Below are 20,594 nucleotides of genomic sequence, written 5' to 3'. Positions count from 1 at the left end.
TATGCCGTGTCCAAAGATAACATCATCAAGTTGATTCAGCCAGGAAACGTCGACGATCAACTCACCGAAATCTTGCGCAATGGGGCGCGTGCTCTGTTGGCCCAGGCGGTCGAGGCCGAGGTCGCGGACTTTCTCGGCAAGCATGCCGATTTGAGGACTGCGGACGGCCACCAGCGCTCGTGCGCCACGGTCACCTGCCGGAACGCGAGGTGATGGATGGTATCGGTCCGGTCGGCGTCCGCCAGCCGCGTGTACGCGATCGCGAGGCGGAGGCTACCGATCCCGACCGCATCCGGTTCTCTCCGTCGATCCTGCCGCCCTACATGCGCCGCTCGAAATCGATCGAGACGCTGCTGCCGATCCTTTACCTGAAGGGTATCTCCACCGGCGACTTCTCCGAGGCTCTGGCGGCGCTGCTCGGCAAGGATGCTGCCGGGTTGTCGGCATCCGCCATCGGCCGTCTGAAGGACGGTTGGCTTGACGAACACACCGCGTGGCAGAGGCGCGATCTGTCCGCGAAGCGCTACGTCTACATCTGGGCCGATGGCATCCATCTCCAAGCACGCCTCGAAGACGAAAAGCAGTGCATCCTGGTGCTGATCGGCGCGACGCCGGAAGGCCGCAAGGAACTGGTCGGCTTCACCGATGGCGCCCGCGAGAGCGCGCAGGACTGGCGCGATCTGCTGCTCGACCTGAAGCGGCGCGGGCTCGGCGTGCCGCCGCGGCTCACCATCGCCGACGGCGCGCTCGGGTTCTGGAAGGCCGCCGGCGAGGTCTGGCCGAAAACGCGCGAGCAGCGCTGCTGGGTACACAAGACCGCCAACGTGATCGCCAAGTTGCCGAAGAGCCAGCAGCCTAAAGCCAAACGCGCGTTGCAGGAGAGTTGGATGGCCGAAACCAAGGCCGCCGCCGAGCTGGCGTTCGACGCCTTCATCGAGAGCTATACGCCCAAATACGAGAAGGCGGCCGACTGCCTGAGCAAGGATCGGGACACGCTACTGGCGTTCTACGACTTCCCGGCCGAACACTGGAAACACCTGCGGACCACCAATCCCATTGAAAGCACCTTCGCTACCGTGCGCCACCGCACGATCCGATCAAAGGGCTGCCTGTCCAACAGAACGGCGCTCGCGATGGTCTTCAAACTGCTTGAGGCCGCGCAGAAAAGCCGGCGTCGTCTCGATGGCCACAACCAGTTGCCAAAACTCGTTCTCGGTGTGACATTCAACGACGGGATCGAGCTCATCGCCAAACCGACTGACCGTCAGCCCATAACCGCCGCCGCCTGACCGGCCGCGCCGTCACCAAAATTTGGCGATAGCTCTCGTGCTCATCGGCCGATGATGACTTTATGCCTCAACGCATGTGATGCAGCCGGATCGGCACAGTTTTCAGTGACGATCATTAACTAGGGTGGTCATGCCCCCATCAGCAGGTCTATTGCGAGCATTGGTAGTTGATCGCTTGCGGCAATTGTCGTCGATGAGGGGCTTGACTATTTGGCAGGCCGTCGGATCGACCCAGTCCAGAAGGGCGGCCAGAAGATCAGGTTACACCGGCAGACCTGACCACGTCCCGCGCCGCTGAAGCCTGGACAGGTCCAGGCCACGCCTGCTGATGTCCTCAAGCTGAAATATGCCCACCAGGATGCGGCGCAGCCGGCGGGAGCGAAGCAATGAGGTATCCGCTGTCTAACGCAGCCCCGATGCCTGGCTCGCTGGCGCCATGCGCGGCCCGCGCTCAGGAAAACACGCCGAGCCGATCCTGCGGGTGACGCTCGATCCGCCCTGCGTCGTGGTGAGACAGGCCGCCACGCAGCGGATCGAGGTGCTGGCGCCGAACTACAAGACGGCGCCGCCCAAGCTGCCAGAGTTCCAACCGTGCAATGTCCTGACGCGGCAGCTGCGCAGCCCCTATGAGAGCGAAGAGCGCGACGGCCTCACTGGCGGTGTCTGGTTCGAATTCGCGATCCATCCGCAGGAGCCGGGCAGTTATGCGATCTCTGGTCTGACGATCGTCGCCAAATACGCGGTCGATCCGCCGGCCACACGCGAGGCAACGCTCACGCTCCCCCGGATCGCATTTCAGACCTTCATCCCGCATGTGGCATCCGATCTGCCCTTCCTCGCTGCAGGCAGTCTGTCGATCGCGCTGACCATCAATCGCTCGTCGGATCGGCTCGAGACCGGGAATGCCGTGACGCGAACCGTCACTATAGGACCGAGGGCATGCCTACGATGCTGTTGTCGCCGGCGAAATTTGCTGTCCTAGACGGGCTCATGCTCTACCCCCCTCAATCGTCGCTTCAGACGTCGGCGCGCAAAGAATCGACGTGACGCATTTCGATGCGGTGACCTGCATATCGAGGCAAACCCGTCAGCGAGCGGCGCATCGCCGGTTGGTACGTCCGGCGCACGCCGGTCGTGAGGCGTATTGCGCGACGTGCTCGCGCGCGACTGGCTGCAACAGTTCGAACCGGTCGCGCCACGCATGCGATCGAGGCATTGCGGCTCGCTGCCCACGATCCTGTACTCGACGCCGAGATCAGCGTGGTCGAGCGCGCGCTCTTCCGCGGCAGCCGTTCAAAGCGATTCTGGAGAAGGACAGCAGGGCGCTTGCCGCCAGCGGCGAGAAGGGCCTGGTGCAGATTAATGGCGGTGCCGTATGCCGGCATGACCACCGATGCGTTCGCAAGCTCAGTGCGCGGCTGGCTCGGACGGCTCAGTTGCGGTGCCAGTTTGGAGGCTACGACGGCAAGATCCAAAACAGCCTGCCGATCACCAAAGTCTGGAACTACACGGTTCGGCTCTACCGGGCGACGATGGCAATTGCCCGAGGCAAAACCGGCGGACTGAATACGCAAGGAGGGATGCGAAATGAAAGCGCTCATCTTTGAGGGGCCCGGTAAAAAGTCTCTCGCGCAGCGACCGAAACCGGCCATCCTGGAACCCGGAGCGCCATCGTGCGGATCGTGAAAACCACGATCTGCGGCACTGATCTCCACATCCTCAAGGGTGATGTAACGACCTGTCAGCCCGGCCGAATTCTAGTCCATGAGGACGTGGGCGTCGTTGACCAGGTTGGCGGTGGCGTGACCGCCTTCAAGGCGGGTGACCGCGTCCTCATCTCCTGCATTCGTCCTGCGGCAAATGCGACTTCTGCCGGAGAGTTATGTATTCGCACTATCGCACCGGCGGGTGGATCCTCGGCAACAAGATCGACGGCACGCAGGCCGAATATGTCCGGACGCCGCTGCCGACACCAGCCTCCACCATTTGCCTGATGGGGTCGATGAGGCAGCTCTCGTCATGCTCAGCGACATCCTTCCCACCGGATTCGAGTGCGGCGTGCTCAACGGCAAGATCTCGCCCGGCTCCGCCGTCGCCATCGTCGGTGCCGGCCCCGTCGGCTTGGCTACGCTGCTGACCGCACAATTCTACTCGCCTGCCGAGATCATCATGATCGATGTCGATGACAAGGTCACCGGGCGGCGAGATGACGGCGCTCGAGATTGGCTGGAATCCGGCCTCTACCCGAAAGGCAACGCGCGGACATGGGCCGAGCTCGTCCCGGATCCGGCCGCTCCTGGTCGTGAGCGCGATGGTCTATGGTAAGCGTAGCTCTGCGGCCCTTTTGATTGGCTCTTGACGCCCTATTTTGATCGTAGCTTTTGCCGACGTGGCTTCCAAATTCCGGACAATGCGTTGACGGCGGCCTCGAGGGCCTTCCGGTCGATCTCGTTGGGATTGAACCGCTCCGGGGCCCCAGCGGCGCATATGTTCGTGCTCCGGATGGGTGGGGTCACCGATGGCATCGAGGTATTCGGCATAGCCTGGCGCACCGCCGACGTCTTCCGGAGGACAACGACCGGCGGCCTCGAGCAGGAAGGGCATGCCCTCCGTCGGTGTTGTCGAACCACTTTTCGAGCTTGATCACGTGATCCCAGCTGTCGCCGAAGTCATAGAGATAGTGGATCGTCTTGGCGCCGGTCTCTCGAACGATATCGCAAAGCCGCGCTTTACGGGCATCAATGGGCTGGTGGCCGTAATCATTGTCGGGGTCGGGAATCCCCCAATGTGCCTCACCAGCGAAGAACTCGAAGAGGTGACTGTTCGTCCAGCCGAATGCCTCCTGAAGCGTCAGATGCAACCGATCAAGGCGCAGGGTAACGGGTACGACAAGGCGACGCATCACCTCCGGCTTCACATCCTTGAGAGTAACCTTGATCCGGACCGCGGTCGTGTTCAGGCTCATGCCGCCAGCCTCGGATCGTGTGCATGCATCGTATATGTCGACGCCCAGGGAAGCAGCTCGTCCAGTCGCGCCGCTGGCCAGCCATTGACGAGCTTCGCGAGAACGTCAGCGAGCCAGTGCTCGGCACTGACGCCATTGAGCTTACAGGTCTCGATTAACGAAGCGAGAACTGCCCAATTCTCGGCGCCCTCGTCGCAACCGGCAAAAAGGGAGTTCTTGGCGTTGAGCTTGATCGGCCGCATCGCACGCTCGACAGCATTCGTGTCCATCTCGATGCACCCGTCATAAAGATGGAGCGTCAAGCCGTCCCAATGACGCAGCGCGTAACGCAGGGCCTTCGCCGTGTCGCTCTTCTGTGCAAGGTGATCAAGCTTGGCCTCAAACCACTGCTTCAAGGCTGTCGCCAGAGGTCAGGCATGCGCCTGCCTGCCAGCACGGCGCTCGACATCTGATCGGCCGCGGAGCGCTTTTTCGACTGCGTAAAGTTGGGCGATGCACTCAAGAGCCTCGCGGGCAACCGGAGCTGGCGCCGGAGCGGCCTCGCGCTCGATCTTCACAAACTGGCGCCTCACATGCGACCAGCGGAAGGCAAGCGTCCCGGACAAGGCGTCCGCACGCGTCTCTCGGGTCTTAGTGTCTGTTCCAAAACATGTTGAGTCGAATGAATCGGTTGTGATTCAAGGTGAGCGGCCTGATTCGATGGGGACGCGCCGCCAATGTGGACTACCGAGAACCGTGCACGCTACGACCGCAGCCGCCTGCGCTATCCGAGCGACTTGACCGACGAGGAGTGGGCGCTGATCGCGCCTCGCATCCCGCCGGCCAAGCGCGGCGGCAACAAGCGTACGGTGGACCTGCGCGAGATTGCCAACGGGCTGATGTACATCCTGAGCACAGGTTGCCAGTGGCGCGCGATCCCCAAGGACCTGCCGCCGCGCTCGACGCTGTATGGCTACTTCGATCTGTGGAGCTGGAACGGCACGCTCGATAAAATTCATCACGCCCTCTATGTCGAATGTCGCGAAAGGGCCGAGCGCGAGGCTTCTCCCACCGCCGCCATCATCGATAGCCAGAGCGTGAAAAGCGCTGAAAAAGGGGGCCTCATGATCTCCATGGCTACGACGCGGGCAAGAAGATCAAGGGCAAGAAGCGGCACATTCTCGTCGACACGCAAGGCCTCTTGATGCACGCCATCGTGCATGCGGCGGACATCCAGGATCGCGACGGCGGCGTGCTCCTGATGGCAACGTTGTTCGGCCTCTATCCCTTTCTTCTGAAGCTCTACGCCGACGGCGGATATCAAGGGCCACATTTCCAGAAGGGGCTGCGTAGCGCTCTGAAGCGCGTGAACCTCGAAATCGTCAAACGCTCCGATCAGGCTCACCGTTTCGTCGTCTTGCCCAAACGCTGGATCGTCGAGCGTACCTTTGCCTGGCTCGGGCGATGCCGAAGACTGTCCAAAGATTGGGAATGCTTCAATCACAGGGCGCTCGCCTTTCTCAAGCTGGCCTCCATCCGACTCATGCTGCGAAAGCTATGCAATCCAAGGTAATCTTTCCGGACAGACTCTAAGTCTTGTAAGCCTGATAGCCGTCGCAGTGGATGATGCCGCGAAAGCCCTCAGGCAGCTGCAAGCCATGAACGGCCCCACGGCCCGGTGCATAGGCGTAAACCACGCCAGGTGGGTCAGGTCCGGCCCGGAGCCTGTCATCGCGTGACAGCGCCCAGAAGTAGCCGGTTTTGGTCCTGCCGCGCCCCGGATCCAACACCGGTGCGGGGGTCTCGTCGACACAGAGCTTCGAAGAGCCGAGCAGAAGCTGGCGCAGACGATGCCACAAGGGCTTCAATTCCTGGGCGGCATAGCCGACCCAGAAGGCGAGCGCAGAACGGTCGATGGCGATACCGTGCGTCGTCAGCATCTGCGCCTGGCGGTAGAGCGGCAAATGCCAATGATACTTGGCGTCGATCACATGCGCGACCAGCCGCTCGGTCGGCAGTCCTCCCCTGATCAATCGCTCGGGAGCAGCATGCTGGAGGACGACGCCGTGACAGACGCGGCAGGCCAGTTTGGGGCTGCGGGTGACGATGACGCGATACTGCGCCGGTACGACGTCCAGCATCTGGCTCTCATCGTGACCGATCTCAAAAAGGTCGCCTGCGCAGCACGGGCAGCAGGTTGCAGCGGGCATCAGGGTCTCGACGATGCGTGGCAAATGCTCCGGCAGCTTGCCACGATTGGCCCCGCGCTTGGAAGTTCTCTTCTCGCAGGTTCTTGGATTGGCGTGATTCTCGGCTGCTTCGAGAGCCGCGACGGCCTCTTCGATGTCCTCCAAAACAAGCTGTAGCTGATCAGCGTCCAGCTTTTCCGACGATCGACCGAACTGCGCATCTTTTGCAAGCTTGAGCAACCGCTCGAGCCTGGCGCAGCGATCCAGCAGAGCCGCGGCAAAGACACGCAAGTCGCCTGGATCGCTCGGCAGCACATCAGGTAAATCACTCATTGGCCCGAGTCTGCCATGCTTCGCGCCACGATGCAGCGAAGATTTTATGTCCTACGCAAAGCGCTTTCGGCTGCGGGATTCGAGGCGCATGCATGCGTGTCCACTCAATGCCGGCCAGAAGCGCGGACAGCTGCGCGGCATTCACCCGCATGACGCCGGCCACGATGGGAGGACATGAAGCGGCCGCCATCGAGCCGTTTCCGGTACATCACAAGGCCGCTGCCATCCCAGACGACAATCTTCACCCGATCAGCGCGCTTCGCACGGAAGACCACCGCCACGCCCTTCATCGGATCGTGGCCCAGCGTCTCCTTCGCCAACAGCGCCAGGCCATCCGCGCCCTTCCTGAAGTCTACAGGTCGGGTCGCAACGTAAATCATGAGGCCAGCGGGAGCCGTCAGCATGAACGTGTCCGGCGCAACGCAACAAACACATCACTCAACACGGCAAGGCCAGGCGTCCCTCGCACCTCAACTCGTACCCCATGGAGCTCAACCGTCACAACGGCTGCTTCCGGCGACCCGGAGGGAGCTGCAGCCGCCGATGGCGACGATTCCGACACCAACGGCACAAACGACAGTGCACCCGCCACTGGCAGCACCAGACTGACCTGAACGCGCCCGGCGCCGTCAGTCATGCACCTGCTGGGGCCGGCAGCCATGGCGACGTGCGACATCTGTTACGATCGCGCCCGGCTCGAGACTGTCCGCGACAATCTGCGCCTTCAAATCATCTGGCCACTGTTTCCGGCCGCCGCCGGCGTACACTTCCATGCGCGGTGACAACGGTCGTCTTATGTCGTCCGAATGGTCGTCCATTGTGAGCACCCTTGCAGAAGATGACTCTTCTAACGGCGCTCACAGGTCTACGCACAAACAATCTGATGGGCCTCGCAGCCCCGTTTACGATCAGGGCGCGCAACGCCTATGCCGATGCGCGTATCGAGCGGCTGACGCAGATCCTGAAGGTCCCTCGACCGCGCCCGGTTCGGCCGACGAACCGGAAAAGCTCGGCTCTGCGAACGGTGACGATGAACAGCAGACCTTTGTCTTCGAGGAAATCGAGACCGGCATCGGTGCGATCAAGGCCCAGGTCAACGAGGGCCGTGAGCAAGCGGATGACAAGCGTACCGCGTCGGCGCCAGGGCTTTGCGCCCTATCTGGAACGGATCGAAACGGTCATTGAGCCGGAAGAGCTGGCTGAGCATGCCGTCAAGCAGAAGGTGCTGATCGGCGAGAACGTGTCAGAGCGTCTGGATGTGGTGCCGGTGAAGTTCCGTGTGATCGCTACGTGCCTTCAAGAAGGAGGACGGCGTGATCCAGGCCCGGCCCGAGCTATCGCTGAAAGTTGGTGACGGCGGGAATCGGGAAGGCGGCATATCGTGGGGGTGCTTGACGCCTCCACTTCTCCACCGAAGGAGCGATATGCCGTGTCCAAAGATAACATCATCAAGTTGATTCAGCCAGGAAACGTCGACGATCAACTCACCGAAATCTTGCGCAATGGGGCGCGTGCTCTGTTGGCCCAGGCGATCGAGGCCGAGGTCGCGGACTTTCTCGGCAAGCATGCCGATTTGAAGACTACGGACGGCCACCAGCGCTCGTGCGCCACGGTCACCTGCCGGAACGCGAGGTGATGACCGGTATCGGTCCGGTCGGCGTCCGCCAGCCGCGTGTACGGGATCGCGAGGCGGAGGCTACCGATCCCGACCGCATCCGGTTCTCTCCGTCGATCCTGCCGCCCTACATGCGCCGCTCGAAATCGATCGAGACGCTGCTGCCGATCCTTTACCTGAAGGGTATCTCCACCGGCGACTTCTCCGAGGCTCTGGCGGCGCTGCTCGGCAAGGATGCTGCCGGGTTGTCGGCATCCGCCATCGGCCGTCTGAAGGACGGTTGGCTTGACGAACACACCGCGTGGCAGAGGCGCGATCTGTCGGCGAAGCGCTACGTCTACATCTGGGCCGATGGCATCCATCTCCAAGCACGCCTCGAAGACGAAAAGCAGTGCATCCTGGTGCTGATCGGCGCGACGCCGGAAGGCCGCAAGGAACTGGTCGGCTTCACCGATGGCGCCCGCGAGAGCGCGCAGGACTGGCGCGATCTGCTGCTCGACCTGAAGCGGCGCGGGCTCGGCGTGCCGCCGCGGCTCACCATCGCCGACGGCGCGCTCGGGTTCTGGAAGGCCGCCGGCGAGGTCTGGCCGAAAACGCGCGAGCAGCGCTGCTGGGTACACAAGACCGCCAACGTGATCGCCAAGTTGCCGAAGAGCCAGCAGCCTAAAGCCAAACGCGCGTTGCAGGAGAGCTGGATGGCCGAAACCAAGGCCGCCGCCGAGCTGGCGTTCGACGCCTTCATCGAGAGCTATACGCCCAAATACGAGAAGGCGGCCGACTGCCTGAGCAAGGATCGGGACACGCTACTGGCGTTCTACGACTTCCCGGCCGAACACTGGAAATACCTGCGGACCACCAATCCCATTGAAAGCACCTTCGCTACCGTGCGCCACCGCACGATCCGATCAAAGGGCTGCCTGTCCAACAGAACGGCGCTCGCGATGGTCTTCAAACTGCTTGAGGCCGCGCAGAAAAGCCGGCGTCGTCTCGATGGCCACAACCAGTTGCCAAAACTCGTTCTCGGTGTGACATTCAACGACGGGATCGAGCTCATCGCCAAACCGACTGACCGTCAGCCCATAACCGCCGCCGCCTGACCGGCCGCGCCGTCACCAAAATTTGGCGATAGCTCCCGGCCCCGGTCCATATCATTGAAGGAGGCATTCCGACCGAAGCGCTTTTAGCCCAGATCGCCGTCGCCAAATATGCCGATGGCCAACCGCTCTACCGGCAGGAGGCCATCTACGTCCGCGTGAGTAACAGAATGCGCTAAGTGCAGACCGCATGGCTGCTCCGTGACGCTCAGTATCAAGGAGTTATGCTGGGATCATGATTTGTGGGGCCATTTGCCGAGGCCTTTCGCGCCTTCTCCAATGCGTCATGTTCATCTGGCTCTATGCGATCGAACCAAGAGCCCGGAGGGAATGCCGCGATGCGCTTGGCAAAGAAGGATTGCGGCTCCCAATCTCGTCGCGCCCGCTTCTCGAAGGTGATGCCCCCGTTGCGGGTAAAATAGCGCGGCCCTGGAATGTTACAGTTCACCAAAAGCAGGACACGCCACATGTCACCCTTATCGGTCGCATTCTCATTCGGCTTCGGCACGTAATCCACTACAACGGGTTCTATGATGCTGCAGCGGCCGCGCCGCAGAAGATTGCCCAGCTTGCCTTGCGCCGTCGTCACGAAGTTGAAGTTGGCCGGATCATGCAGAAAGTGAAGATTAGCGGTCCTTTCGCCATCTGCGATTTCACCCGCGATCAGCGAGAGCGCAAAGGCGTGCCAGCCCAGTTCAATGGGCTTTGCATATGTCGACGCCACTTCAATGCCTCCGTCAGATGCGACCTTCCAGGTGATAACGTACACTTCGTCTGATGCACGCTCGTGGTGCCTTGTCCACGACAGATACACGTATTCAGTTCGGTCAACTCCTTCAGCGACCCCCCACGTTTGAGTGACGAACTGCGCCACCTTCGAGACTTTGGAGGTAATTTGTTCTATGGTCTCGCCGTCCTGCGCTCGCCATGTTGACCTGACCCGTTCGACAAGGGCGTTGTCGTTGGCGCGAACACTGTTGCTCGTCGTGGCCAGCTCGGCGTGGCAGATCAGCGATCGAATGAGCCAGAACCAAAGCACATGTCTTCCAACCGTTTTACGCTTCATAGTTGTCGGCTCGTCTGGCTTTCATCCACACACATCAATTCCGAGGCGGGTAACTTCAACGCGCTATGTGCGATCGCATGAAGTTAGCGGCGACGTGACGGGGGCGCCCGCTGGTGTCCCGCGCGAGCAGGCGTAGTCCCCTTTGTGTCACGCGCCGCTAACTTCGGTGGCTAGCCACAGCCTCAACTTGCAATGCTGAACCTACCCAGGAGGAGAAGCCTGGGCTACCGAGTGCCTGCATTCTTCGTGCCAGCTAATAGGCGGCCGTTTGCACTATAATTGTGTCGCCTTTGTCGACTTTCCGACCCGCGTACGTTGCAATGCGTCCCTTCAGTCCGCCTCGACCTGCAGAATTCATGGCACGCGCTTGATCACGCGCTTAATCTCCGATGGCGCAGGTGATCGACTTGCGGCGAGGTATCTGACGACAGTCTAGCCCGTCCTATTCGTGAGAGTGCGTTTTTTTGGTCCGATTGATGTGGCCGCACATCTGCTCTGACGAGGCGCGCGGGATTGCCTTCGGCCTTTCACCGCCTGACGACCGGCACTTTGCAACGCGCTTGAGGTGTAGGTTGGGCGAACGGGGGCGGACGCCTCGCCGGTCAAGGACCGAGCGGCAGCAGCGCGCCTGGCAAGCCGCGGATCAGGTCGGCTTCGGGACATGCCGCGGCAAACGCAAGGCGAATGCGGCTCGTGGTCTCGACGACACGGGCAGCGAGTTTCAAGAGACGAAGACGCAGCGTCGCGAACTCGGCTGTGGCCAATTCCCGGGCTTTGGGAATCGCGTCGCGCACGGTCAGCATCAGCCAATAAGCGGCGGTGTCGAGAACGAGGCGGACTTGATTGGCGAGCGCCGAACGGCAGCTGGTGCGATCGGAGGCGAGCTGCGTCTTATGCAGCTTGATCAGATTCTCGGCTTGGCCGCGCGCGCAATACAGGCTGTCGTAGATCCACTCGGCCGAGCCGACATCGAGGCTGGTGACGACGAAACGGATGTCGAGGCCGAGCATCGTCGCCTCAATACGGGCGACGGTACGTCGTTCGCGATCCCAGGACTTTGCCTTGTGGCGCGTCTCGGTATAGCCACGCAGAACCGGCAGGTTCTCGATGGCGCGTCGCGTGCGGATGCCGTCGGCGGCCTCGTCGACTTTTCTGGCGAGCGGCTTGGTGCCGGACAGACCGAAGATGTAGTCGATGCCGTTGGTCTCGCACCACGCCATTGCCTCCGGCCGGGCATAGCGCCCGTCGCCACGGAACGTAATTCGCGTGTTGTGCCACCGCGTCCGGATATGCCGTATCAGGCGGCGCAGATGGGCACGCACCTCGACGCCGCCCGGCGTCTTGCCGGGCCGCAGCACGACCGCCACGGGCCGGCTCTTCTCCGTGTCGTAGACGTAGATCGGCAGGAAGCAGCGTTCGTCATAATGAGCGTTGAACAGCGAGAGCTGCTGATGGCCGTGGACGACATCGCAGGTATCATCGATGTCGAGCGTGACGGATGCCGGCTCGCGCGGGTAGCTATCCATCCATGCGTCGAAGGCGCGGAGCATTCTCCAGCCGCGACAGCGTCGGTTGGGAACACAGATCGCGACCCGTGTCCGGCAGCCGTCCGCAGGCCAGCTTGAATGCGGGATCGGACCGCAGATGATCGAGGTCGTCGGCGTCCTCGTAGCCGCAGCAGATCGCGAACATGCGCGCGCGGAACATATCGACAAGGCTGTGCACGACCCGCGTCGGATCGCGCCGATCCGGGAACACGCGGGCCAAATTGTCGGCCAAGCCGAGGCGCCGCTCGGCCATCGCCAGAAGCATCACGCCCCCGTTCGAGGTCAGCCGACCGCCATCGAAGGCAGCTGTGACTTTCTTGGCGTGAACGGCTGGAAACGAGAAGGGCAGAATCGTATCATCGGTCATGGCGGCCGTGCTGTTCGCGGCTGAAGGTGATGGGGTTGGCTTTGCAACCGAATCCTACGCCGCTTCAGCGCTTTACACCACGCTCGCCAGCCTCTCGGGCGCCCTCTGACGAATAAGACGGGTTAGGTCGTGTGGACACTTACCGCATCCAAAGAACGATGGCTGCGAGAGTGACGACGGCTAGGTAATTTCGGGCGGTCTTTTCGAAGCGGGTTGCGACGCGGCGGAACTGCTTGAGCTTTGAGAAGCAGCATTCGAAGAGGTGCTTGTCCAGCGGGTATTTGAGTGCGCGTGACGGGTTGTTGGGGATGACGGCGAGCGCGCCCTTGGCGGCGATGGCTTGGCGCAAATGATCGGCGTCATAGGCCGTGTCGGCCATGACGACCTCGGCAGGTAGTCCCTCGATCAATGCGGCAGCTTGCGGTGCATCGCCCTTCTGGCCTGCGGTCAGCGCGAACCGTACGGGACATCCCAAGCCACGAACGGCCATATGTATCTTGGTGCTCAGCCCCCCCGCGCGAGCGGCCGATCGCCTGATCTTCAGACCCCCTTTTTTGGCCCCGGCGGCGTGCTGATGCGCCCGGACGATGGTTGAATCGACGATCAGCCCTTGATGCTCCATCGACTGAAGCGCCGGAACACGCTGTTCCAATCCCCGAACGCCTCCGGGAGATCACGCCAGGGAGAGCCCGTGCGAACAATCCAAAGTACACCTTCCACGAACATCCGATTGTCGCGCCAAGTGGAGCCCTTCTGGTCGGGGCGACCTATAATCAGCGGCGCCATTCGCTCCCAAGCCGCGTCGCTCAATACCAAGCGGTCCATCACACCCAAGACTGCCTCCCCAAAAGCAGCCTTGAATCTGATTTGCGCCTAAAAGGAAATCCCTAGAGTCCAAACCACCTAGAGCAGATTGTCTACCATCGAACCCGTCGTTCAGTTTTGAACGTCGTGGCTCCATCCACACGCGATTGGCGCTCCTTCGCGACTATGCGACAGTCCTGAAGTGCTAGAGCGTTTCACATTTTGACTGAAGCATAACCGGCGTTTGCGAAGTAGTTTGCGCATTCGCGAGGCTGGATGTCCTGAACGAGGTGACCGATTTGGCGCCAAGTGTCTTCGACGGTGCGCCTCTGAGCCTGCCGCATCCAGTGTTTGATCTTGGAGAAGGCCTGTTCGATCGGGTTGAGGTCGGGCGAGTATCGCGGCAGGTACCAGGGCCTGGCGCCAGCAGCCTGGATCATCTGCCTGACAGCTTTCGACTTGTGGCTTCCGAGGTTGTCGAGAATGACGATGTCGCCTTCGCGCAGGGTTGGCAGGAGAAGGTGCTTCACATAAGCGCAGAAGCATTCGCCGTTGACCGGGCCGCCGAAGACGCAGGGTGCCGTGAGTTGGTCATGGCGGAGCGCGTCGAGGAATGTGAGGGTACGCCAGTGACCGTGCGGGGCGAAGCCGCGCAGGCGTGCGCCCTTGGGGCGCCAGCCCCGCAAAGGGGCCATGTTGGTCTTGATCCAAGGGTGAGTAGGCCGGGGGATTTTCACCCCCGGCCTCTCGCAGAACGGTGCGTGAACCTCTCGGTTCACACCGCTCCCGTCAGGTGAACGTGGTCGTTCCGAAGAACTGCCAGTGCACGAACAGCTCCGCGTTATTCCGAGCCAGCTTTCGCAAGAACAGCGAAGCACCGGTTTTGTGGAGCCGGAAGCGCTTGTACTTTCGCATGATCCACGCCTTCAGCTTCTGATTGGTAAGCGCGAATTTCTCCGCACCTTTTGCTTTTGAGAGTCCTGATGCATGAGGTGTCCACCAAAATAGGTGGACACCTTGTGATGAGCGACGATGATCAGAAACTGCGGGTCAGGCTTGTCGGCCGGAACGGTCGCCGGCGCTACGAGGCGGCATCGAAAGAGCGTCTTGTCGCGGCCTGCCTTGAGCCTGGGGTTTCGGTATCGAGGCTTGCACTCGAACATGGGGTCAACGCGAACCTCCTTCGGAAGTGGATCAAGAAGCACAGCGCGACCAGGTCGCTGCCGCCGTCCTCACGCCCGGCGTTCATCCCGGTTCAGCTTGAGGGGAAGTCCGAGCGGGACCTGTCGCGAAAAGACAGCGTGGCGACGGTTGATTTGCCGGCTTACGATGAAGTGCGTGGTTCGGAACCCAAAGGGACTCCAGCTTTTTGTTCTCCGGCCAAAGTGAGCGTGTCGCTGCCGAATGGCGTGAAGCTCGCGCTGGAATGCGGCGATGTGGATGCATTGACGGCGATCATCGGAGCGCTGGGCGATGTTTAGACTGGGCGATGACCTGCAGGTCTATCTGCACCGTGAGCCGATCGACTTCCGGGCTGGCATCAACAGCCTTGCGGTCCTGGTCCAGGAGACGATGGCGCTCGATCCATTCACTCCGGCGGTTTTTGCGTTCTGCAATCGCCGTTGCGACCGGATGAAGCTTCTGTTCTTCGATCGGTCCGGCTTTGTACTGGTCCTGAAGCGGCTGACCGAAGACAGGTTCCGATGGCCGCGCCGCCAGGAGGCGATCGTCACGCTGACGACGGAGCAATTGCACTGGATCCTTGACGGCATCGATATCGATGCGATGGTCCGCCATCCGGTGCGGCAATATCAGGTTGCCGGCTGAGCTCTCGAGTTGAGCGGTTGACGCGTCGGTACGGTTCAGATTCAAGAATTCGATGAATCGAACCGGCGATCCGAGTGTTGAAGTGCTGTTGGCACGCATTGCTGCGCTGCAGGCGGAGAACCATCAACTCGCCGACCGCGTCGCCAAGCTCGAGGAAGAACTGGCGCTGGCACGCCTGCATCGTTTTGCGCCGCGCAGCGAAAAGCATGTTGATCGTCTCTTCAATGAAGCCGAGCAGGCCTCCGATGAGGAGGACGCCGGCAGTGAAACGAACAATATCGCCGAACTTCCGGACACGGGCTTGCCACCCGTCGAAAACACAATGGGAAAGAAGCGCGGCCGCAAGCCGCTGCCGGGGAACCTACCTCGTGAGCGCGTCGAGTATGACCTGTCCGACGATCAGAAGGCGTGTCCTTGCTGCCGTGGCCAGATGCATCGCATGGGCGAGGCTGTCACCGAGCAACTTCATATCGAGGTGAAGGCGAAGGTTTTACAGAATGTGCGCTTCAAATATGCGTGCCGCCATTGCGATCGCACCGGGATCCACGCCCCTGTCGTGACCGCGCCGATGCCGCCGCAACCATTGCCGGGCAGCGTTGCCACGCCCTCGACGCTGGCGTTCGCGCTGGTTCACAAATATGTCGATGGCACGCCGCTCTACCGCCTGGCGCAGGCCTTCGAACGTGCAGGTGTTCCTGTCAGCCGCGGCGCTTTGGGCCACTGGGTGATTGGCTCGAGCGAGAAGCATCTGCATCGCATCTACGACGCCCTGAAGCTGCGGCTCAGATCACAACCTCTCATCCATGGCGACGAGACAACGGTTCAGGTCCTCAAGGAGAAGGACAAACGGGCCACCAGCACATCGTACATGTGGGCTTATCGCAGCGGCAAGGGCAGCCACGAGCCGATCGTTCTTCTGGATTATCAGCCGGGCCGCGGCCAAATCCACCCGCAAGCCTTCCTCGGCGATTACCGTGGCATTGTAATGAGTGACGGCTATACCGCATGGCGCACGCTGGAAGGGGCCACCCACATTGGATGCATGGCCCACTCCCGGCGGCGCTTTGTCGATGCCCTCAAAGCCAGGAAGAAGGGCGGCGGTCCGCCCGAGCAAGCGCTGCGGTTCTTTGAACAGCTCTACCGGGTTGAAAGGCGGGCGTGGGACGGAATACCGAAGAAGGGTGAAACACAGGCCTACTGCATTCGCCGCTTCCGCCAGCAACATAGTGTCCCCATCCTCAATGCTCTCAAAGTATGGCTCGATGACATGGCCCCGAAGGTCTTGCCTGACAGCAAGCTCGGCGACGCCGTATCCTACACCCGAAACCAATGGGAATATCTGACGCGCTACACCGGGGACGGCAGCATGCCGATTGACAACAATCTTCTGGAGCGCGACATCAGGGTTTTTGCAACTGGCAGGAAGAGTTGGTTGTTCAGCGATACCGTGGACGGAGCCAAGGCCAGTGCCGTCGTCTATAGCCTGATGCTGACCTGCCGCGCCTCACGTGTCGAGCCGTTAGCGTGGTTGCGCCACGTCCTCACCGAATTGCCTCAGCGCGCCGGCGACGCCGATATTACAGACCTGCTGCCCTTCAACTTCCACAAAGCCGCCACTGCCTGAACGGCTCGGTATCGCCCGATACCAGGGCAATCCATCAAAACCGCCGGCGTGCGAAGAAAATCGCGCTTACTCTGATTGACGTAGTCGACCAGAGAGAACAGCGCTGAACGGCTGAACCGACCATAATAACCTATCCACCCCCGGAGGAGCGGATTGATCTGTTGGGCAATCTCAGCCAGCGTCCCCGGCGTTTGCCGGGGAATGTGCAAGCTTCGGATCGTTGCTCGCATGGCCTTCAAAGCTGTCGGACTGACCGCCGGGGTGTATCCACAAAAGAATTCCTTCCGCTGTGACGTTGCCACCTGCCGCGGCCTGAACTGATATCCGAGAAAGTCAAACTTGACCCTCTGATACGTTCGCCGACGCCTGTTGTCCATGCAATAGACGATCTGCGTCTTTGTCGGGTGCATCTGAAGTCCGCACACCTCCAACCTCGCCTTAAGCTCCGCCCTAATGGCCTCTGCTTCTTGCTCGGTCCGGCAGTGCACCAGTCCGTCGTCGGCATACCGACACCAAGGGAGGTCGGGATGTGTCCGCGCCATCCATAGATCGAACGTATAATGCAGGAACAGATTGGCCAGTATTGGGCTGATCACGCCCCCTTGCGGGGTTCCGCGGCTCCGCTCAACAAGCTTCCCGTCCTTTTCCATCGACGCCGTCAGCCATCTTTCGATTAGAGCAGCGCCCATTTGCATTGCACGTGTCTCCGGACCGCCTTCAGCAGAAGATCATGCGGAAGATTGTCAAACAATCCTTTGATGTCGAACTCCAGGACCCCAATCATACTTCCAGCACCGCTGACGCGTGACGCCCACGGCGTCCAGAGCCGATTTTCCCGGCCTGTATCCGTAAGAGTCCTGCAGGAAGATGGATTCCAGTTCCGGCTCAATCATCTGTTTGACCACCATCTGCGCGATCCGATCGATGATAGTGGGCACACCTAAAATCCTTTCGCCGCCCGTCTTCTTTGGAATGGAGACGGCGCGCACTGGAGGTGGAAAGTAGGTCCCTGACGACATCCGATTCCAGATCTTGTAGAGATTCCCTGCCAGATCTGTCTCGAACATCTCCAAGGTCTGTCCGTCCACTCCGGCCGCACCGCGATTGGATTTGACCGCCTTGTACGCTTCGTACACTCGCCGCTTCTCGATCGAGAACGGCTTATTTATCGCACCGTTCGAAGTCATCCTGTTTCCAGCTGGTTCAAGAGTACGACTACCTGACCCGATCCCTTTGCTCCGGCCCCATTACAGGGCCCTCAACGCTCCTACGGGTCGGTCCGCCCCAGTCTCTTGCATCGGTACTCTCGCCTCACGGTTGGCTCCGCTTGCGCTTCTCCCTTGGCATCAAGAGCCTGGTTCCTGCAGTTCCGCGCGAAAGCCTGTGTCCGACTCACGCCCCCTCTACGCCGGTCGCCGTCCGCCCGGTCATCAAGCATCTGGCGGACTTGTCCAGGATGACGAAACGATCCTGGTTTTGACGACGCTTGGATTCATAACGACGCGTCCTCGAAGGGTTCACTTTCATTCGTCTTTCGGACACTCACCTGCTCGGTTTGATCCGAACTTTGATCCGACACTCGCCACCACGGCTATTTACCGCAGCAGCTCGGACTGGTTTGAGACCCGCTCCTGAAAGCCGATCTCGGAGGGCCAGCCCCCATCTTTCCCGCAGCTTCACAATCGGTTTTAGTTCATGTTGAACTCCTTCCGCTGTCTGCAGCACACTCTCATCGATAAACACCAGCCGGCCCGGATCAAGTCCGGCCTGCCAGGATTGCCAACGCTGGCGCCTACGAGAGACGTCGGCGCGCGCTTGTTCGAGGGCGAACAATGTTTTTTTTGAACCGCAGTCCTTCCCCGGCGCAGGAACAGCCAGACCGCGTTGTGTGAGACCTTGCCCCCCCCCCCGAGCTGCCAGTTCCGCCTTCAGACCATGCAGCGTCAGGTGCGGCGTCTGAGTGATCCGCTCGACAATGAAGGCACGATGCGGATCAAGCACGGGCTTGCGGTGACCGCCCATCTTGCCAGGCGCAACCGAGCCGGTCGCCCGCTGCCGCTGTGACCACTTCACAACCGACGAGACCGCAACACCAAACCGTTCCGCCACAGATCGGCAGCTCTCGCCCGCTAAAACCGACGCCACCACACGCTCGCGAAGATCCAGGGAAAGAGGTCGGGTCATGCGATGCTGGCCTCCAATCCAGTCAGCATCTTGAATCATAAACCGCCAAAAACCGGAATCCCCTCCGATTCAGTTAAGCAATGAAACGCTCTAGCGCTGATTTGATCACCATCCTGTACAGCAGCAGCGCGTCAATTGACGTCGGGACCGCGAGCCGGGGACTGAACGCCTAGCGAGACGTTCCACATAATCGACTCTGAGTGCGCCAGCGCGCTCGAGCGAGAGGACGACCGCCGCGGCGAACGCGCCGCTCGACAGACAGCTTGACCTGCGATCGGGCAGCAGCGACAGCTTCCACTCTACGGGTGCGAGACGAAGACACCGGCGTGTTCCACCTGTAGGCACGGTGGCAGCACTACAAGCGCTCTCTCATCCAAGTTGCGCTTCACCGGATGGTGGCGAGCCAGCGCTTTTCTTCTCCTCTTCAATGAAAAGTCGCGTCGGATCCTCAGGTTGGGCTATGAATTGCCGTCTGGAGAAATAGTGCCAGTACTGCCGGATGCAAAACGCGGCCATCTGGTCGATGAGACGGGCTATGATTTTCACAAACCCACGAGCTCTTGCGAGGTTTCATCGGTTAAGATCAATCGGCCCGGATCGTTCAGGTCGAACTCTATCACACGTGGCACAAAGAGACGTGCATAGCGCGTGAAGGCGCTCGTCGGGGGAAAGCGAATTACAGTGTCGCAGCGCGCAAGGAGATACATCTCGATAAGGGCTGAAAACCCGCCCTCGGCTCCGAGCGCGGCGCTGTGCAGAGGCCCAGCCTGAAGGGCCTGGAAACGTTTTGGAATCGTGAAAACATCAGGAAATAAGGCCGAAACCTTCTCAAGAACGAGCGCACTGTCCGTACACAGGAACACCCTCGCAGGCTTGGCGTACGGCAACCCCCTGGCCCTTTCGATGGCACGACAGACCTGCCGCAGGGCGCGCTCTGGATCGGCCCAATAGGGAGCATGCCCCATAATATCCTCGCCGTTGCCGTGTCGAACATGAACGCCGATGATGCTGTACGGCTCAAACTGCTTGCGGTAAATGGCCTCAATCCGTGCCAGAATTTCAGATCGCGGTTTAATGTTGCGAAAGATCTCTCGTTCGGCCTCCTGATCGCAGCGCCACATCAGACAGGCGTCACACACAACCGTGTTAGCGTCACTATCTTCCTCATTTTGGAACAGTTGATCGAGCTCGTCGCGCTCGCGGAAAATTTGCTGATCCGGCCGATAGACGCAGTCGATGGATGGCTTGTTCCACCATCCCGGGAAGAACGGCCCCGGGAATGAGCGGTGGTTGATCTGGTCGTCGCAGATGATCGGTACCCCAGCAATATCCTGAACTGGTTCGAAAAAGACTGGGAAGGCATTGGTGAATGGCTGATCGAGATAACAGGATCCGCGCCAATCGATTGCCAGCGTCCGATCGGTCCGCTGTGCAAAGCGCCAAGCTGCCGCCAGCGACCACAGGCAGTCGCCGAACCCGGTCCTTCGCCTGGAAACAACGAACCGACCGCTCTTTAAACCGCTAACCATACGCATTGTCTCGTTCCGGGCTCCTGGGTGGACATAAGACGTCATTATAGATGCATCTCGTGTGATCGCATCCGTTGTCATCGGCGGCACTCGTGATGCCGGCGAGCTGCGTCGGTAGAATTTCATGGCGGCGTGCCTCTGATGGAAGATGTTCTCTGAATGCTTTCCGATTGCACTTCCAT

At 60.7% G+C, this 20,594-nt stretch carries 14 protein-coding genes and 12 pseudogenes; 11 read left to right on the top strand and 15 right to left on the bottom strand.

Annotated features, from left to right (window positions below):
- The first annotated feature begins 6 nt into the window (after positions 1-6).
- Both HAP41_RS04960 and HAP41_RS04955 read left to right on the top strand, forming a co-directional pair.
- Positions 7-1,289, top strand: a pseudogene (locus HAP41_RS04960) (IS256 family transposase).
- A 481-nt stretch (positions 1,290-1,770) separates the two neighbouring features.
- Positions 1,771-2,271: a hypothetical protein gene (locus HAP41_RS04955; RefSeq protein WP_166104806.1), complete on the top strand. Its 501-nt coding sequence runs from the start codon at positions 1,771-1,773 to the stop codon at positions 2,269-2,271.
- 34 nt (positions 2,272-2,305) lie between these two features.
- Here HAP41_RS04955 and HAP41_RS50625 read toward each other — a convergent pair whose 3' ends face one another.
- Positions 2,306-2,890, bottom strand: coding sequence for a hypothetical protein (locus HAP41_RS50625; RefSeq protein WP_166104809.1), 585 nt, complete (start codon positions 2,888-2,890; stop codon positions 2,306-2,308).
- 72 nt (positions 2,891-2,962) lie between these two features.
- Here HAP41_RS50625 and HAP41_RS50620 point away from each other — a divergent pair, with 72 nt between their 5' ends.
- Complete coding sequence (locus tag HAP41_RS50620; RefSeq protein WP_414643362.1) at positions 2,963-3,283, top strand: alcohol dehydrogenase catalytic domain-containing protein; 321 nt, start codon at positions 2,963-2,965, stop codon at positions 3,281-3,283.
- 25 nt (positions 3,284-3,308) lie between these two features.
- Positions 3,309-3,614, top strand: a complete 306-nt coding sequence (locus HAP41_RS50615; RefSeq protein ID WP_414643361.1) for a hypothetical protein — start codon at positions 3,309-3,311, stop codon at positions 3,612-3,614.
- On the opposite strand, the pseudogene HAP41_RS04940 reads toward HAP41_RS50615, so the two are convergent.
- Positions 3,606-4,191: pseudogene (locus HAP41_RS04940) on the bottom strand (plasmid pRiA4b ORF-3 family protein). The gene HAP41_RS50615 and the pseudogene HAP41_RS04940 sit on opposite strands and share 9 nt — an antisense overlap.
- Before the next feature lie 59 nt (positions 4,192-4,250).
- Positions 4,251-4,889, bottom strand: a pseudogene (locus HAP41_RS04935) (IS66 family transposase); the annotation flags it as partial.
- An 81-nt stretch (positions 4,890-4,970) separates the two neighbouring features.
- Here HAP41_RS04935 and HAP41_RS04930 point away from each other — a divergent pair.
- A pseudogene (locus HAP41_RS04930) lies at positions 4,971-5,806 on the top strand (IS5 family transposase).
- 19 nt (positions 5,807-5,825) lie between these two features.
- On the opposite strand, the pseudogene tnpC (HAP41_RS04925) reads toward HAP41_RS04930, so the two are convergent.
- From tnpC (HAP41_RS04925) to HAP41_RS04915, 3 genes and pseudogenes are all read right to left on the bottom strand, one after another.
- Positions 5,826-6,755: pseudogene (tnpC, locus tag HAP41_RS04925) on the bottom strand (IS66 family transposase); the annotation flags it as partial.
- 104 nt (positions 6,756-6,859) lie between these two features.
- Positions 6,860-7,159: an IS66 family insertion sequence element accessory protein TnpB gene (gene tnpB, locus HAP41_RS04920; RefSeq protein WP_166104814.1), complete on the bottom strand. Its 300-nt coding sequence runs from the start codon at positions 7,157-7,159 to the stop codon at positions 6,860-6,862.
- A gap of 225 nt (positions 7,160-7,384) precedes the next feature.
- A complete protein-coding gene (locus tag HAP41_RS04915) occupies positions 7,385-7,573 on the bottom strand; it encodes a transposase (RefSeq protein WP_224580963.1) in 189 nt (62 codons plus the stop codon).
- Between the two features lie 20 nt (positions 7,574-7,593).
- On the opposite strand from HAP41_RS04915, the pseudogene HAP41_RS04910 reads away from it, so the two are divergent.
- From HAP41_RS04910 to HAP41_RS50525, 3 pseudogenes are all read left to right on the top strand, one after another.
- Positions 7,594-8,080 (top strand): annotated as a pseudogene (locus tag HAP41_RS04910) (IS66 family transposase); the annotation flags it as partial.
- 104 nt (positions 8,081-8,184) lie between these two features.
- A pseudogene (locus HAP41_RS04905) lies at positions 8,185-9,467 on the top strand (IS256 family transposase).
- A gap of 38 nt (positions 9,468-9,505) precedes the next feature.
- Positions 9,506-9,622, top strand: a pseudogene (locus HAP41_RS50525) (IS66 family transposase); the annotation flags it as partial.
- Positions 9,623-9,678: 56 nt separating this feature from the next.
- Here HAP41_RS50525 and HAP41_RS04895 read toward each other — a convergent pair.
- The 5 genes and pseudogenes from HAP41_RS04895 to HAP41_RS49955 form a co-directional block, all read right to left on the bottom strand.
- The gene (locus HAP41_RS04895) at positions 9,679-10,530 is read right to left on the bottom strand and encodes a nodulate formation efficiency C protein (RefSeq protein ID WP_166104817.1); all 852 of its coding nucleotides are present in this window, start codon (positions 10,528-10,530) and stop codon (positions 9,679-9,681) included.
- Positions 10,531-11,132: 602 nt separating this feature from the next.
- Positions 11,133-12,444, bottom strand: a pseudogene (locus tag HAP41_RS04890) (IS1380 family transposase).
- Between the two features lie 139 nt (positions 12,445-12,583).
- A pseudogene (locus tag HAP41_RS04885) lies at positions 12,584-13,278 on the bottom strand (IS5 family transposase).
- 185 nt (positions 13,279-13,463) lie between these two features.
- Positions 13,464-13,958: pseudogene (locus tag HAP41_RS04880) on the bottom strand (IS630 family transposase); the annotation flags it as partial.
- A gap of 79 nt (positions 13,959-14,037) precedes the next feature.
- Positions 14,038-14,163, bottom strand: a complete 126-nt coding sequence (locus HAP41_RS49955) for a hypothetical protein (protein ID WP_256478575.1) — start codon at positions 14,161-14,163, stop codon at positions 14,038-14,040.
- 107 nt (positions 14,164-14,270) lie between these two features.
- Between HAP41_RS49955 and tnpA the strand changes: the two genes are divergently transcribed.
- Genes tnpA through tnpC (HAP41_RS04865) form a run of 3 tightly spaced genes read left to right on the top strand, consistent with a single transcriptional unit; the run spans position 14,271 to position 16,699 of the window.
- Positions 14,271-14,729 (top strand): IS66-like element accessory protein TnpA, encoded by a 459-nt coding sequence (gene tnpA / locus HAP41_RS04875; RefSeq protein WP_166073826.1) that lies wholly within the window; start codon positions 14,271-14,273, stop codon positions 14,727-14,729.
- On the top strand, positions 14,722-15,075 hold the full coding sequence (gene tnpB, locus HAP41_RS04870; protein WP_166073804.1) for an IS66 family insertion sequence element accessory protein TnpB: 354 nt from the start codon (positions 14,722-14,724) through the stop codon (positions 15,073-15,075). Before tnpA ends, tnpB (HAP41_RS04870) begins: the two co-directional genes overlap by 8 nt.
- A 52-nt stretch (positions 15,076-15,127) precedes the next feature.
- Complete coding sequence (gene tnpC / locus HAP41_RS04865) at positions 15,128-16,699, top strand: IS66 family transposase (protein WP_166103369.1); 1,572 nt, start codon at positions 15,128-15,130, stop codon at positions 16,697-16,699.
- On the opposite strand, the gene HAP41_RS51005 is transcribed toward tnpC (HAP41_RS04865), so the two are convergent.
- The 4 genes and pseudogenes from HAP41_RS51005 to HAP41_RS04845 form a co-directional block, all read right to left on the bottom strand.
- Positions 16,630-17,349, bottom strand: coding sequence for a reverse transcriptase domain-containing protein (locus HAP41_RS51005; RefSeq protein WP_224581062.1), 720 nt, complete (start codon positions 17,347-17,349; stop codon positions 16,630-16,632). The genes tnpC (HAP41_RS04865) and HAP41_RS51005 overlap by 70 nt on opposite strands.
- A 93-nt stretch (positions 17,350-17,442) precedes the next feature.
- Complete coding sequence (locus HAP41_RS51000; RefSeq protein WP_479686366.1) at positions 17,443-17,886, bottom strand: RNA-dependent RNA polymerase family protein; 444 nt, start codon at positions 17,884-17,886, stop codon at positions 17,443-17,445.
- Between the two features lie 526 nt (positions 17,887-18,412).
- Positions 18,413-18,883, bottom strand: a pseudogene (locus HAP41_RS04850) (transposase); the annotation flags it as partial.
- A 542-nt stretch (positions 18,884-19,425) separates the two neighbouring features.
- A complete protein-coding gene (locus HAP41_RS04845; RefSeq protein ID WP_166104821.1) occupies positions 19,426-20,538 on the bottom strand; it encodes a nodulation protein NodZ in 1,113 nt (370 codons plus the stop codon).
- Between the last annotated feature and the right edge of the window lie 56 nt (positions 20,539-20,594).

The sequence above is a fragment of the Bradyrhizobium barranii subsp. apii genome (assembly GCF_011516635.5).
Lineage (GTDB): Bacteria > Pseudomonadota > Alphaproteobacteria > Rhizobiales > Xanthobacteraceae > Bradyrhizobium > Bradyrhizobium barranii.
Note: the sequence above shows the minus strand (reverse complement) of the source record. Positions and strands in the feature narration are given on the sequence as shown.